General features: G+C 70.2%; 18 protein-coding genes. 12 read left to right on the forward strand and 6 right to left on the reverse strand.

Annotated features, from left to right (window positions below; genetic code table 11):
- Nucleotides 1-44 precede the first annotated feature (44 nt).
- From IEZ13_RS11445 to IEZ13_RS11465, 5 genes are all read left to right on the forward strand, one after another.
- Complete coding sequence (locus IEZ13_RS11445) at nucleotides 45-857, forward strand: hypothetical protein (protein ID WP_183221056.1); 813 nt, start codon at nucleotides 45-47, stop codon at nucleotides 855-857.
- Nucleotides 858-940: 83 nt separating this feature from the next.
- Nucleotides 941-1,846, forward strand: a complete 906-nt coding sequence (locus IEZ13_RS11450) for an ATP-binding cassette domain-containing protein (protein ID WP_183221059.1) — start codon at nucleotides 941-943, stop codon at nucleotides 1,844-1,846.
- Complete coding sequence (locus IEZ13_RS11455) at nucleotides 1,843-2,550, forward strand: hypothetical protein (protein WP_183221062.1); 708 nt, start codon at nucleotides 1,843-1,845, stop codon at nucleotides 2,548-2,550. The genes IEZ13_RS11450 and IEZ13_RS11455 overlap by 4 nt, the downstream gene beginning before the upstream one ends.
- A gap of 10 nt (nucleotides 2,551-2,560) precedes the next feature.
- Entirely contained in the window at nucleotides 2,561-3,739 is a 1,179-nt protein-coding gene (locus tag IEZ13_RS11460; protein WP_183221064.1) for a sensor histidine kinase, read from the forward strand.
- Nucleotides 3,736-4,386, forward strand: coding sequence for a response regulator (locus tag IEZ13_RS11465; protein WP_183221067.1), 651 nt, complete (start codon nucleotides 3,736-3,738; stop codon nucleotides 4,384-4,386). The genes IEZ13_RS11460 and IEZ13_RS11465 overlap by 4 nt, the downstream gene beginning before the upstream one ends.
- Here the strand turns inward: IEZ13_RS11465 and IEZ13_RS11470 are convergent.
- A complete protein-coding gene (locus IEZ13_RS11470; RefSeq protein ID WP_189285737.1) occupies nucleotides 4,362-6,521 on the reverse strand; it encodes a tetratricopeptide repeat protein in 2,160 nt (719 codons plus the stop codon). The genes IEZ13_RS11465 and IEZ13_RS11470 overlap by 25 nt on opposite strands.
- Before the next feature lie 128 nt (nucleotides 6,522-6,649).
- On the opposite strand from IEZ13_RS11470, the gene IEZ13_RS11475 reads away from it, so the two are divergent.
- Genes IEZ13_RS11475 through IEZ13_RS11490 form a run of 4 tightly spaced genes read left to right on the forward strand, consistent with a single transcriptional unit; the run spans nucleotide 6,650 to nucleotide 9,277 of the window.
- Complete coding sequence (locus IEZ13_RS11475) at nucleotides 6,650-6,976, forward strand: PadR family transcriptional regulator (protein ID WP_183221072.1); 327 nt, start codon at nucleotides 6,650-6,652, stop codon at nucleotides 6,974-6,976.
- Nucleotides 6,973-7,329, forward strand: a complete 357-nt coding sequence (locus IEZ13_RS11480) for a DUF1048 domain-containing protein (protein WP_183221075.1) — start codon at nucleotides 6,973-6,975, stop codon at nucleotides 7,327-7,329. Before IEZ13_RS11475 ends, IEZ13_RS11480 begins: the two co-directional genes overlap by 4 nt.
- Nucleotide 7,330: 1 nt before the next feature.
- A complete protein-coding gene (locus IEZ13_RS11485) occupies nucleotides 7,331-7,636 on the forward strand; it encodes a DUF1048 domain-containing protein (RefSeq protein WP_183221078.1) in 306 nt (101 codons plus the stop codon).
- A gap of 24 nt (nucleotides 7,637-7,660) precedes the next feature.
- On the forward strand, nucleotides 7,661-9,277 hold the full coding sequence (locus IEZ13_RS11490; RefSeq protein ID WP_183221080.1) for a sensor domain-containing diguanylate cyclase: 1,617 nt from the start codon (nucleotides 7,661-7,663) through the stop codon (nucleotides 9,275-9,277).
- On the opposite strand, the gene IEZ13_RS11495 is transcribed toward IEZ13_RS11490, so the two are convergent.
- On the reverse strand, nucleotides 9,274-9,723 hold the full coding sequence (locus IEZ13_RS11495; RefSeq protein WP_183221082.1) for a hypothetical protein: 450 nt from the start codon (nucleotides 9,721-9,723) through the stop codon (nucleotides 9,274-9,276). The two genes, IEZ13_RS11490 and IEZ13_RS11495, sit on opposite strands and share 4 nt — an antisense overlap.
- A gap of 52 nt (nucleotides 9,724-9,775) precedes the next feature.
- Between IEZ13_RS11495 and IEZ13_RS11500 the strand changes: the two genes are divergently transcribed.
- Both IEZ13_RS11500 and IEZ13_RS11505 read left to right on the forward strand, forming a co-directional pair.
- Nucleotides 9,776-10,267: a hypothetical protein gene (locus IEZ13_RS11500; RefSeq protein ID WP_183221085.1), complete on the forward strand. Its 492-nt coding sequence runs from the start codon at nucleotides 9,776-9,778 to the stop codon at nucleotides 10,265-10,267.
- Nucleotides 10,264-10,926 carry a Type 1 glutamine amidotransferase-like domain-containing protein gene (locus IEZ13_RS11505; RefSeq protein WP_183221087.1) on the forward strand — a complete coding sequence of 221 codons (663 nt, stop codon included), beginning with the start codon at nucleotides 10,264-10,266 and terminating at the stop codon, nucleotides 10,924-10,926. Before IEZ13_RS11500 ends, IEZ13_RS11505 begins: the two co-directional genes overlap by 4 nt.
- A 79-nt stretch (nucleotides 10,927-11,005) precedes the next feature.
- Here IEZ13_RS11505 and IEZ13_RS11510 read toward each other — a convergent pair whose 3' ends face one another.
- From IEZ13_RS11510 to IEZ13_RS11520, 3 genes are all read right to left on the reverse strand, one after another.
- Nucleotides 11,006-11,437: a hypothetical protein gene (locus tag IEZ13_RS11510; RefSeq protein WP_183221089.1), complete on the reverse strand. Its 432-nt coding sequence runs from the start codon at nucleotides 11,435-11,437 to the stop codon at nucleotides 11,006-11,008.
- A gap of 17 nt (nucleotides 11,438-11,454) precedes the next feature.
- Nucleotides 11,455-11,604 (reverse strand): hypothetical protein, encoded by a 150-nt coding sequence (locus IEZ13_RS46430; RefSeq protein ID WP_183221091.1) that lies wholly within the window; start codon nucleotides 11,602-11,604, stop codon nucleotides 11,455-11,457.
- A 195-nt stretch (nucleotides 11,605-11,799) separates the two neighbouring features.
- Entirely contained in the window at nucleotides 11,800-12,207 is a 408-nt protein-coding gene (locus IEZ13_RS11520; RefSeq protein WP_183221093.1) for a nuclear transport factor 2 family protein, read from the reverse strand.
- A 143-nt stretch (nucleotides 12,208-12,350) separates the two neighbouring features.
- On the opposite strand from IEZ13_RS11520, the gene IEZ13_RS11525 reads away from it, so the two are divergent.
- Complete coding sequence (locus IEZ13_RS11525) at nucleotides 12,351-12,824, forward strand: hemerythrin domain-containing protein (protein WP_183221095.1); 474 nt, start codon at nucleotides 12,351-12,353, stop codon at nucleotides 12,822-12,824.
- On the opposite strand, the gene IEZ13_RS11530 is transcribed toward IEZ13_RS11525, so the two are convergent.
- On the reverse strand, nucleotides 12,802-13,269 hold the full coding sequence (locus IEZ13_RS11530) for a GNAT family N-acetyltransferase (protein ID WP_203833791.1): 468 nt from the start codon (nucleotides 13,267-13,269) through the stop codon (nucleotides 12,802-12,804). The two genes, IEZ13_RS11525 and IEZ13_RS11530, sit on opposite strands and share 23 nt — an antisense overlap.
- Between the last annotated feature and the right edge of the window lie 109 nt (nucleotides 13,270-13,378).

Consider the following 13,378-nt stretch of genomic DNA (forward strand, 5'->3'; position numbering starts at 1 on the left):
GTTACGATCTTGCCGATATCGATGGGATGAGGGCGGGGGTCGGGATGCGGTCGTTGGCTTGGGCCGGGATGTCCGTGCTGCTCATGGCGGGCTGCACCGCGCCGGCGGAGCCGAGCCCGCCACACGGCGCGTCAGCAGAGCCGTTGACCCCGGCGGAGGTGGCGCGACAGAAGGTGCTCGCGGGTCTCACCGAACGTGAGGACGGCCCGTACCAGTTCTACATCGACAACGGCACGTCACGGCCGGCGCTGCGCGGATCGTTCTCATCGGCGAACAACAGATCGATCGAGATCTACGACGAGCGCCCGGTTCCGGGACGGAACGGGTTCGCGACGCTGGTCGCGCTCCGAATCGGGCAGCCGCTCTGGGTCAAGGTGGAACTGGACCCGTCGTCGCTGCACCGGGAACTCGGCATCCCCACCGGCTTCCTGCGGATCGACCAGAGCCGTCTGCCCCCTCAGGACCTCCTGCCGCAGCTCGTCGACGAGGACGGGGGCGACGTCGCCGGTCTCCGCGAGATCGTGACCGCCGCTTCAAACCTGCGCGAGGAGGAGACCAGGCTGTTCAGCGGGACGGTCGACCTGCGTACCGTGGACCCGGCGGGCATCCTGGTGCCGCGATCCGTCGTGGATGGACTGGGTGAGCGGGCGCTGGTGCCGCTCCGCCTCACTTTTGGCGAAGACCGCGAGCTTCGTCTGAATGACCTGTTCCATCTGACGGTCACGCTGCCGGACGGTGAGGTCCACCGGGCCCTGTACCACGATTTCGACAGAACGGTCCTTCGTGAGGCGCCCACGAACGCGGAACCGGCGCCGGACGCTGTCTACGACCTGCTGGAAGCCACGGCTCCGGCATGAGGGCCCGGATAGGCCGAACGACATAGGTGGGCGCCGACCGTCGGGAGATGTGTGGCGGCGGCCGCCCGGCCAGGCTGGATGCCATGATCGAACTTCAAGATCTCACCAAACGGTACGGGGACCGCACGGCCGTCGACCATGTCACCGTGACGGTCCCGTCCGGCCGGGTCACGGCGCTGCTGGGGCCCAACGGGGCGGGCAAGTCCACGATCATGCGGCTGGTCCTCGGGCTGGACCGGCCCACCTCCGGCACCGCGCTGGTCGGCGGGCGGCGCTACGCCGAACTTCGGAACCCGCTACGTCTGGTCGGGGCGCACCTGGACGCCCGCGCCTTCCACCCGCGGCGCAGCGGCCGGGCCGGGCTGATGGCGCTCGCCCGGTACAACGGCTTCGCCCCGGCCCGGGTGCGGGCGGTGATCGACGAGGTGGGCATCGGCGCGGTCGCCGGGAAGCCGGCCGGAACCTACTCGCTGGGCATGGCGCAGCGGCTCGGCATCGCGGGGGCGATGCTCGGCGATCCGGGCACGGTGCTGCTCGACGAGCCGGTCAACGGCCTGGACGCCGACGGGGTGCGCTGGGTGCGGGCGCTGCTGCGCCGGTGGGCCGCCGAGGGCCGTACCGTGCTGCTGTCCAGCCATCTGATCAGCGAGGTGGAGCTGATCGCGGACCGGGTCGTGGTGATCGGCCGAGGCCGGCTGCTCGCCGACGCGACACCGGCCGCGTTCACCGCGGGCCAGCAGGCGGCCGTCGACGTGGCGGCCGCCGACGAGCGGTCGTTCACGCTGCTCACGCAAGCACTGGGTGAGCACGCGGAGCGCACCGGCGCGGACCGGCTGCGGGTGCGCGGGATGGACGCGACGACGGTGGGCCGCCGCGCGCAGCAGGCCGGCGCGGTGTTGCGCGAGCTGCGCACCGACGCCCCCAGCCTGGAGGAGGCGTACGTGCGCCTGGTCGGGGACGAGACCGAGTACGTGGCGGTGACCCGATGAGGAACGCTTTCACCGCCGAATGGGGCAAACTCTGGTCGCTGCGGTCGCCGTGGTTCTGTCTCGCCGCCGCGGTGCTGCTCACCGCGATCCTGGCGTCTACCCTGGCCAACGACTTCGTGCACGACATCAGGATGGGCCGGCTGCCGGGGTCCGCGACCCGGCCCGTGCTGGAGCCGCTGATCCAGGCCGTACAGGTGGGGCAGCTCGCCGTGGTGGCCGCGGCGATGCTGATGGTCACCTCCGAGTACGGCACCGGCGCGATCCGGTCCACCCTCCTGGCCCGGCCGCGCCGGGGTGACGTGCTGCTGGCCAAGACCGCGGTCGCCGTGGTGGTCGGGTTCGGGGCCGGGCTGGTCTGTGCGGCCGCCGGCCGGCAGGCCGCCGTGCTGGCGCTGGGCTCGCACGCGGTTCCCGGTGAGCCGGTCGCCGACACGCTGCGGCTCGCCGTGGTCGTGGCGGTCGCCTGCGGATTCACCACCGCGGTCGGGTTCCTGCTGCGCAGCGGGGTGGGCACGCTGACCACGATGGTGGTCCTGCTGCTCGGGCTCCAGATGATCAGCCAGCGGATCGGCGTCTACCTGCCCGCCCAGGCCGCGGTGCGTTTCGCCGGCGGGGACGGCGTACGTCATCTGCTGGTCCTGACGGGCTGGACGGTGGCCGCCTGGTTCGCCGCGCGGCTGCTGCTGATCCGCCGCGACGCCTAGGCTGGCGGGCATGCACGGGTGGGGGCAGTGGTACGCGCTCGCCGCGGCGGCCGTGGTCGCCGTCTGCCACCTGGGCGGGCGGCGCGGGCGGACCTGGCCGGTGGTCGTGCTGCTGTGCGGCGTCGAGGTGGCCGCCGCGATCGCCGTCGCGCACGGTCAGGACACCGTGTCGTGGCTGGTCGACCAGGCGGTCGTGGTGCTCGCCGTCTTCGCGGCGCTGACCGGCAGCTACCTGCGGCTGCGGCAGGAGTTCGTCGAGCAGGGCTGGGCCCGGGCCCGTGCCGCGCGGCTGCGGGAACGCGCCCGGATCGCCGCCGACCTGCACGACACGCTGGGACACGACCTCACCCTGCTGTCCTTGCAGGCGGCGGGCCTCCAGGTGACGGCGCCGGACGAGCCGACCCGGGAACAGGCCGCGGCGCTGCGGGCGGGTTCGGCGGCGGCGATCGACACCGTACGCCGAATCGTCGACCTGCTCGACGTCGAAGCCGAGGCGGACGTCGTGGCCGTGTTCGACCGGGCCCGCGCCGCCGGGATGACGGTCGAGGTGACCGGTGTCCCGCCGGCCGACCGGTTCCTGGCCAGGCTGGTGTCGGAGGCGCTGTCCAACGCCGCGCGGCACGCGCCGGGCACCGCGGTCACCGTCGCGTTCAACGGCCGGCGGGTGGAGATCGTCAACCCGGTGTCCCCGCGGGAGCTGCCGGAACGCGCCGGAACCGGGCTGTCCGCGCTCGCGGGACGGGTGCGGCACGCCGGCGGCTCGCTGGCCGCCGACCGGGTGGACGGCCGGTTCCGGCTGGTCGCCGAGATTCCGCCGGGCATCGACGAGGACCACGGGCACGGCGACTACGACACCGGCCGGCTGCGGATCCGGCGGATGCTGGCCGGCACCGTCCTGATCCCCGGCGCCGTGCTGGTCGTGGTCGCGACCGGCTTCTACGCCTGGGCGGTCCGGGACGCGTCGATGGAGGAGGAGGCGTTCGGCGCGTTGCGGGTCGGGATGCCACGCGCTGCGGCGGTCACCCTTCTGCCGGCGCGCGAGGCGCCGGTCCGTTTCGAGCGGGGGTACGGTCCCGGCTGCCACTACTACACCGATGGGAACTATCCGCTGGCGTACGGGAACTATGTCGTCTGTTTCGAAGGGGACCGTGTGGTGCGGTTGCACGACGGCACCGGGCGTACCGCATGATCCGGATCTTGATCGCCGACGATCAACCGCTCGTCCGGGCCGGGCTGCGCACCGTGCTCGCCACCGATCCGGAGCTGGAGATCGTGGCGGAGGCCCAGGACGGCCGGTCGGCGCTGGAGGCGGTCGAGCGGTGGCGGCCCGACGTGGCGCTGCTCGACATCCGGATGCCCGGCATGGACGGCCTGGCCGCGGCCGAGTCGATCCGCGCCCGGCACCCGGCCGTCCGCGTCATGATCATCACGACGTTCGACGAGGACCGGTACATCGCCCGTGCCGTCCAGGCCGGGGTGCACGGCTTCCTGCTCAAATCCGGGGATCCGTACGAGCTGATCGGCGGGGTGAAGGCCGTGATGAACGGTGGAACGGTACTGGCGCCCCCGGTCGCCCACCGGATCGTCGGGCTGCTGCACGGCCGGGAACTCCAGGACCGGCTGGCCGCCCGGACCGCGGTGCAGGTCCTCACCCCGCGCGAACGCGACGTGCTCGCCCTGCTCGGCGCCGGCCTGTCGAACGCGGAGATCGGGCAGCGGCTGCACCTGGCCGAGGGAACCGTGAAGATCCACGTCAGCGCGCTGCTCGGCAAACTCGGGCTGGCCAACCGGGTGCAGGCGGCGGTCTACGCCTACCGGGCCGGGCTCACCGGCTGATCCAATCGGTCCAGGGCGGACCGGATCTCGAGGAGACGCTGTCCGAGTTCGGGTGCCCGTCTCCGTACCAGATCGTGGTCTCCTCTCATCTCGAGCCACTGCGTCCACAGGACACCCCGGCCCTGCTCCAGGACCTGGATCGCCGTCCGGGGCGCCGCTTCGAGGTGGGCGGCGGCGGCCTGAGAGGCGAGATGGCTCCAGCGGGCGAGCATCGCCTCACCGCCCCGGCGGCCCAGACCCCGCCACGCCGCCACCGACAGCAGTTCCACCGCCCGCCGGTACGCCTCGGCGGCCTCGGCCGGCCGGTCGGCCCCCATGAGGATCTCCCCGGCCCGGGACTCGGCGATGAGGCGCGTGGAGGCGGGTGCGCTGCGGGTGCCGGACGCGCCGGCGAAGGCCGCGAGAGAGGCGTCTAGGTCGCGCCGCTCCAGGGTGACACCGAGATTGACGAGGTAGCCCGCCCGGCCCGGAAACGATGGCGGCAGCTCCTCGACGATCTCCTCCAGCAACTCGACCGCCCTGGTGATGTCCTCGGCTGATCCTGTCGCCAGGAAACGGAGACGCAGCGCCTCCGCCACGTACGATTTCGTGATGACCGTGTCTGTCCGTTGCGGATCGGACGCGTCCATCGCCTGGCTGGCGACCTCGACCGCGCGATCCAGATCCCGGATGTCCCGCGTCGCTCCGTAGCGGGCCAGCAGGGCGATCCCGAGACTCGCGTGCTCCTGTTCACTGCGATGTGAGATCACCTTCATCGCCTCGATGGCGGCGGTCAGGATCGCGATCGACTCGTCGAGGACGGAAATGTCGCCGGTGACCTCGAAATGGACCCGCATGATCCGGGCACGGGCCCCGAGCGCCTGACTCCTGAGCTCGTGGTCGGCGCGTGCGCTCAAGGCCATCGCCGATTCCGACAGCCGCAGGGCATCCGCCAGATCCGCCGGCTCGCCGAAACGCGCGAAGCGGTCGGCGAGGCTCGTCGCCAGCCCGACCATGATCATGACCGTGAGGTAGGCGCCCACCGCCAGCTTCAGCGCGTGCCGGTAGTGGCCGACGGCGCTCGCCAGGTCGGTGGGGTCACCGGTCGCCTGATGGCGTTCCCGGAACGCCTCGGCGAGGCCGGTGAGGATCTGGCAGCTGTCCGAACCCCCACCGTCGGGTTGACAGCGCAGGGCCGCCAGCCCGGCGCGAATGCCCTCGTCGAGGTCGGCGATGGATCCGGTGTGCCGGTAGAGCACACGGCACACCCGGTTCAGCGCCTCATACATGCCCGCCTGGCTCAGATCGTCGCTGTCTCGCGCACCCAGGCCCCAACGCTGCCAGAGGGCCGCTTCCCGGAGATCATCAGTGCCGCCCAGCATGGCGTGCCGCTGGAGCAGGAGGTCGGCGATCGTGCCCAGCAACCGCGGGAACACACTCGAGGCGACATCGATCTCCAGCACGGCCGCCCGGCAGTGCTGGAGCGCCACTTGGAGGTCCGCCATCTCGCCCGTGGCCCGGTACCTGTTGTTCAGAACGACGGCCAGGTTGTTGCGGAGGGCGGCGCGCGCCTCCGGTTCGACCTCGTCGAGTTCCAGGGCGGCGGTCAGATGCCGGATCGCCTCATCCAGATCGTCGATGCCGGCGTTCCGCTTCAGTAGCGCCATGCCGAGATTCGCCAGCGCCGGGGTCTTCATCGGCAACTGATCGAGGTGCTCGGCGACCAGTGCACGGAGCAGCCGGATCGCCTCGTCGAGGGCATCCGGCGCCTGCACGAGTTCGATCATCTGGAGGATTCGAATGCCGTCGGCGAGCATCTGCCCGGGCTCCCGGTCTCCCGGACCGTTACGGCGGAAGAGCACGTGCAATTCGGGTGGAACGTGGTCGATGTCGATCTCGGCGAGGTGGTGGAACAGCCGCACGGCCTGCTGGGCATCGGTCAGCCGGTGATCGGCGTGGAAGCAGAGCCAGTGGTAGGTGGCCAGAATCGTGCACACCGGGAGCGGTAGGCCGTCCGCCTCGATCCGGGGAAACGCATCCGACAGCACCGCTGCCGCCGCCCTCGCCTCATCGGACCGCAAGCCGCCGGCATCACCCTCCTCGACGTATCGTCCGATCCGTTGGCGCAGAGAGTCGAATGCGGTCTGCACATCCATGCGGTCACTCCGATGACGAGGTTCCGCCTGATTCCTGACGGACAAGGCCCGGCCCGCATCGATCCGGTATTCGGTGCTACCGTATAGTGGTACCCGGTAGTACGAGGTACCAACATTGAGGAGCCGCCATGGAGGACCTGACCGAGATGCTGAAAGGCACCCTCGAAGGCTGCGTTCTCGAGATCATCGCCGGCGAGGAGACCTACGGCTACGCCATCACCCGCCGGCTCAACGACCTGGGCTTCACCGACGTCATCGACGGAACCGTCTACACCATCCTGCTGCGCCTGGAGCGTAACGGCCTGGTCCAGGTCGCGAAACGGCGATCCGAGGTGGGCCCGCCGCGGAAGTTCTACACGCTCAACGAGGCCGGCCGCCGAGAACTCGCCACATTCTGGTCCAAATGGGAGTACGTCTCCTCCCGCATCGACAGGCTCAAGGAGGCCGGACGATGAGCTTCTGGGAAACCGTCACCGGCAGCGACCTCACCCGGGAGTGGCAGGCGTTCGCAGCCCGGACAGAGGCGCTGCCGGCCGACTACCGGGCGGCCTGCGAGGAGATCACGAACAATCTGATGCTCTATGCGAACTTCTCCGGCCGCAATCTGCTACCGATCGTCGATGCCGCTCTGGGCCTGCTCGAAGAGGCAGCCGCCGAGGGGCAGAGCGTCCACGAGGTGCTCGGCGACGACATCCCGGGCTTCTGCGCGGCACTGGCCGGCGGGGAGGGTGCCCGCACCCACCGCGACCGGTGGCGCGAGCAACTGAACCGCAACGTCGCACGCAAACTGGCCAGGCTGGGAGGCTGACATGGGCATTCACGACCTCATCGAGGGCAAGCGGCAGTGGCGGGCACACATGGCCCGGGTCAAGGCCCTCCCGCCGGACTACCAGATCGTCTACAAGGAGATGCAGCGCTACCTGTTCAAGGTCGGGCCCGTCGACCTCACCGACGGACCACTGCTCTCCGGCATCGTCGACTTCTTCGAGGAGGGCGCCGCGGCCGGCCGGCCAGTCCTGAAGGTCACCGGCCGGGACGTCGCCGCCTTCTGCGACGAGCTGATCAAGGACTCCCCCACCTACGCGGACCTCTTCCAGCAATCCCTCAAGAAGTAGGCCCGGCCGTCGATGTAGAGCCGCGTGGCCGACATCCAACTGAAGCCCGACGACCGGGACGCCGTTTTCAAAGCCTTGCTGGCACAGCACCCGGACGCCTTCATCGGGGCCATCGGGGCGAACGGGCTGTTCCTCCCGCTCCCCCGGGAGGCCACCGACACCGGGCTGCGCCCGATCGAGAGCGCGTCCTCCATGCTCGGCCTGGCCGTCATCGACGACCACCGGCTGGTCATCGACGCCTGGTCCGAGGCCGTCACCGCGGGCGTGGCCAACTGCCTGGTCCACCTGATCGCCGCACCCGACCGTCTGGCCCGGATGCACTTCGTCGACATGACCCACCGGTTCGGCGTCTATATCGGGATCATCAGCGGATCGGGGCTCGCCGCCGAGCTCACCCTGCAACCCGAGCTCGTCCGGCCACGCCTGGTCACGATGCACAAGAGCCCGGTCTCCGTGGTCACCGAGGTCGGCCCGGAGATCACCGACCTGCTCGGCTGGGCCCCCGCCGAACTCGTCGGACAGCGCACCCTCGAACTCGTCCACCCCGACGACCAGCAACGGGCCATCGCCAGCTGGATGGACATGCTGAGCACCCCGCACGGCTCGGCCCGCCGGGTCCGGCTGCGCCACCTGCACCGCGACGGCCGCACCGTCTGGTTCGAGGTGACCAACCACAACTACCTCGCCGACCCCGACCACCCCCGGGTGGTCGCCGAGATGCTCGACATCTCCGACGAGATGGTGGCCCAGGAGGCGGTCCGCGCCGCCGAGCAGCTGATGCGCCGGCTCACCGAGACGATCCCCCTGGCCATCCTCCAGACCGCCCACGACGGCCGGATCACCTTCCTCAACGAACGCGCCGCACAACAGGTGAAAGCCCAGGTCGGAGACGTCCTCACGGATGCCCTCCTGGAGCTGGCCGAGCCGGTGGACCGCCGGCGCGTCGGCGACGCCCTCGCCGGCGTCCTGACCGGCGAGGACACCGACCTCGAGTACGGGCACCGCAAACCGGGCGCGGGCATCCGCCGGATCAGGGCCAACCTGCGGGCGCTGACCGACGATTCCGGCACGGTCACCGGGGCGATCGTCTGCCTCGCCGACGTGACCGAGGAGGCGCTGCTGCGCGAACGGCTGTGGCGCCAGGCCACCTTCGACGCGCTGACCGGCTGCCACAACCGGGCCGCCACCGTGGCCGCGCTGGACGACGCACTCGACACGGCCGACGAGCACGCCGGCACCGCGGTGGTCTTCCTCGACCTCAATGCCTTCAAACCCATCAACGACCGGTACGGCCACGCCGCCGGCGACCTGCTGCTGAGTCACGTGGCCGCCAGTCTGCGCAGTGCCGTACCGTCCGGCGCCATCGTGGGCCGGATCGGCGGCGACGAGTTCGTGGCCGTCTGCCGCGACGTGGCCGGCCGCGAGCACGCCGACCGGATCGGCGCCGACCTGCTCACCGCGCTCAGCGCCGCCCGGGTTCAGATCGGCGGCCACACCCTGGTGCCGCACGCCAGCCTGGGCGTCGCCTGGTCCCCGTACGGCACCGGCGACTCCGACGAACTGCTGGCCCAGGCCGACGCCGCCATGTACGCGGTGAAACGCACCCGCGGCGACTCCCCCGCCCTCAGCCACACCGGTTAGGGACAGTCGATCTCGTGAAACCTGGCCCGGACCCCCGACGTCCGGGACCAGGTGGCGTCGACGGACACCTCGAAACGCAGACAGACCACGACGGTCTCCGACTCGGTCGGCTGCCCCAGCGCGTCCCCGGTCGCCGCCCGCACCATCCGCACGTCCACCGACTCCGCGGCCGAGCCGAGCACCGTATCCCCCCGGCCGCGGAAATGGTCGGCGAGCCAGTCGACCGACGCCTGCCCCGGGTCCGGATCCGCCACCGCGAACTCCCGGGCGGCCTGCGGCGCCTCCGCCTTCAGGATGTCGTCGCGCGCGTTCTCCGCACCCGTCGACCCGCCCAGCAGCGCCGACACCACCAGGTTGGCCGCCAGCAGAAGCCCGCCCACCCCGAGAATCAGCCCCACGAGCCACGGCCAAACACGACGCTGCTGACGCCCCTCGAACACGAACACGACACGTTTCTAACGCATCGACGCCACCCGAAACGCCGGTATGGTTCCCGCCATGAGCGACACCCCGCTGTCCGACGTCATGGCCGAACACATTCACAGTCAGGACCAGGCGGCGTACGAGCGATTCGTCGCGCTCTTCCGAACCTCCACCATCGGCGTCGTCGTCACCGGCACCCCGGTGCCGGACGACCAGGGCCGGCTGATGTCCGACGGCACCCTCGGGGTGGGCAGGACCGACTACGGCGACGGACAGGCACGGATTCTCACCTTCGCCGATCCGGAGGCGTTCCTCCGCAACTACGGCCCCCGATTCAACGCGGGCGTGTCGGGCGAGGTCCTGCTGCGCATGGCCGCCGGCGACCCGAAGTGCCGGGGCATCCTCGTCAACAGCGCCATCGAGGAGAACAGCATCATCATCGACAGCGAGACCGCCGCTGCCCTGATCCAGTCGCCACCCAGCCCCAAGAAGTCGCTGTGGGACCGCGTCCGCCGCCCGAAACGGATCCCCGAACTACGACCTCGCACGAAACCGGAGGCACTGTGAAGCTCCTGCTCACCTCGGGCGGGATCACCAACCCGAGCATCAACGTGGCGCTCGTGGAGCTTCTCGGCAAGCCGATCGCCGAGTGCCACGCCCTCTGCATCCCGACCGCACAGTGGGGACATCCGGCGTGCGGCCCGAGGTCGGTGCGGGGTTTCGTCGCCGCCGAGACGGGTTTCGAGCACCTGTCCGGCCTGGGCTGGGCGTCGCTCGGGGTCCTCGAACTCACCGCGCTGCCCACCATCGGCGAGCAGCGCTGGGTCCCCTGGGTCCGGGAGGCCGACGTGCTGCTGGCCGACGGCGGCGACGCGACCTACCTGTACCACTGGATGCGCGAATCCGGGCTGGCCGATCTACTGCCGTCGCTACCCGACACGGTCTGGGTGGGGGTGAGCGCCGGGAGCATGGTGATGACGCCCCGGATCGGAACGTACTTCGTCGAGTGGCCGTCCGCCCCCGACGACCGCACCCTGGGCGTCGTCGACTTCTCGATCTTCCCGCACCTGGACCTCTTCCCAACCAACACCATGGAGCACGCCGAGCGGTGGGCCGCCGACCTGGGCGTCCCGTCCTACGTCATCGACGAGCAGACCGCCATCAAGGTCGTCGACGGCGCCGTCGAGGTGATCTCGGAAGGCCGATGGAAGAAGCTCGGGGCCTAGTCACGCTGCGCCCGCCGACCCGGCAGGACAGGGAGGGAACAGACCCTTGCCGGCGCACGTGGCCCGAACCTGCTCGACCTCAGCCGTGAAGGCGTCGAAGTCCATCGTCCGCCTTCCACAACACCAGGTCGACGACAGCCGGTTCGGTGGGGCTGTCGCCGTTCATCTGCATCCGGTAGTTACCAGATTCAACCGCGACCTGGATGAACTCCTGCTCCAGGACATCACTGACCTTGATCATGCCCGACGGCACGGAGATCGTGGTGGCACCGATCTCGTACTCGCCCCGGTTGCCCCAGTCCTCCTCGCCGACCCAGAGCCGCACCGCGACGTCGCCGTCGCTGCCGTGCTGGACCCGAAGCACCGTGGCGGTCTCGTTGCTCATGAAATCCACCTGCCGGCCGTCGGGCTCGGTATCGAAGGCGCCCGGGAGCCCGGTTTCCTCCAGCGCGGAGTCGGTGATGAAGACGAGCCCCCAGCCCAGGTTCCCGGACATTCCCGCCATCAGCATGTTTCTGTCCTGATTCCTCAGTTGACGGTCGTGCAGTTCGGCACGTCGCCTTCTCCGCAGTCGCCGAAGGGCGTGAAACGCATCCCGTCCGGAACACTCGCCCGGGAGACATGGACGCCTTTGAAGCAGTTGTCACACCAGGCGTCCAGGTATCCCACCCTGCTCATCGGGTCAGCGACGTAGCGGAGCCTGAGGTTACCCTTGCCGCACATCGGGCAGGGCGCGGCTCCACCCTCGATCGACCGCGCGAGAGCGGACAGGAACATCCCCCGTTTGGATCCCACGTCGGCAATGGTCCCAGCACCGGCACGCGATCGCGCATGCGGCTCTTCCTGCCGGAAGCGACGTGACCAGGGTGCCGCTCAGCGCAGCGATGGCGGCTCGGCGAAGTAGTCGCGGAGTCTGGCGATCCGGCCGTCGCGGACGCGGAAGATCTGCACCAGGGACATGGTCCGGTTCCCGTCCGGCCTGTCGAAGACGACGTCGATCTCGGCCATGAAGACGTCGGGATCGCCGGTCTCGTGCAGCACGTACGCGGACCGTTCCGCGTTCATCGTGCCCAGGTGAGCCGGAAGCCGGTGGTACTCGGCGATTCCCGCCCGGATCGCGTCACGGCCCACCAGGGGCCGGTGCAGCGGATGGCCGACGGGGGCCAGCGGCGCCTCGAACACGCCGTCCTCGGTGAACATCTCGGCGATCGCGTCCGGGTTCCGGGTGACCGCGCCGGCGTACACATACCGTTCGAAGATCTCTTGGTGTGTCAGCTCCACTCTCCACTCTATCCCGCGCCGCCGGAGAAGGACGGGGCCCCGGCGGCTGACGGAGTCAACGGCCATTGGTCCCGACCGTCGCGTGGCATTTGCCATGCTTCGGATACGTATGGAATCGCCCGATCTCGTGGTTGCCTGGGAGCATGTGCGAATACTGCGGTTGCCAGTCCGTCGCCGCCATCGACGAGCTCACCCGCGAACACGACCTGGTCGTGAACATGATCGGCGACGTGCGGGCGGCACACATCGCCGGCGACGTGGACCGGATGGCCGCCGTCGCCCGCCGGATCAGCGCGGTGCTCGGCCCGCACACCGAAGTCGAGGAGCACGGCCTGTTCCCGCTACTGGCCGACGACTTCCCGGACCACGTCGCCGCTCTCGAACAGGAGCACCGCCGCATCGAGAAGGTTCTCGGCGCGGCGGCCACGGCAACGCCCCATGACGCGGCGTGGCCGCGACAGCTGATCGAGATTCTCGACCTGCTGCGCGACCACATCCTCAAGGAGCAGGACGGCGTCTTCCCCGCGGCGCTGACCACTCTCAGCGGCGAGGACTGGGATCGCGTCGACGCCGTACGTGCCCGGGTGACCGCGGTTACAGGCGGCGGTAGTAGGTGACCACCGGGAACGGCGTGCACCCGAGGCTCGCGTAGAGATCACGCGCTGGCGCGTGGAAGCCGTCCCCTCCGGTGCCGATCGTCACGACCTCGGCGCCGGCCTGCTTGAGCAGCGCGAACGCGTGCTCGCACAGCGCCGCGCCGACGCCCGTCCGGCGGCTGGCCGCCGACACCGCGACGTGGGTGATCTCGCCGTTGCGGGCGGCGGGCACGACCGTCCAGGCGACGAACCCGCCGATCCGGCCGTCGATCTCCGCGACCGCGACGTGCTTGTGCTCCTCTGGCGCGTGCAGGCGCGGGATCTGCTCGGCGTACTCCTGCCGCCAGCCGGCGTCCTGGTTGGCGAAGATCTCCTCGCCGACCGCGGGCCGGAAGGACTCCTCGTGGAACGGCCCGAACACGTCGACGGCCAGCGCCACGACGGTGGCCACATCACTCTCGGACATGGAACGGATGAACATGTGTCTGCCTCTCGGGGAGTTGATACCAGCAAAAATGGGCATCAACCGGCCGCGACGCAGCGAGCCGCGACTCGTCTGATCAGCGACCGGTCAG

The sequence above is a fragment of the Actinoplanes campanulatus genome (genome assembly GCF_014647795.1).
Taxonomy (GTDB): domain Bacteria; phylum Actinomycetota; class Actinomycetes; order Mycobacteriales; family Micromonosporaceae; genus Actinoplanes; species Actinoplanes campanulatus.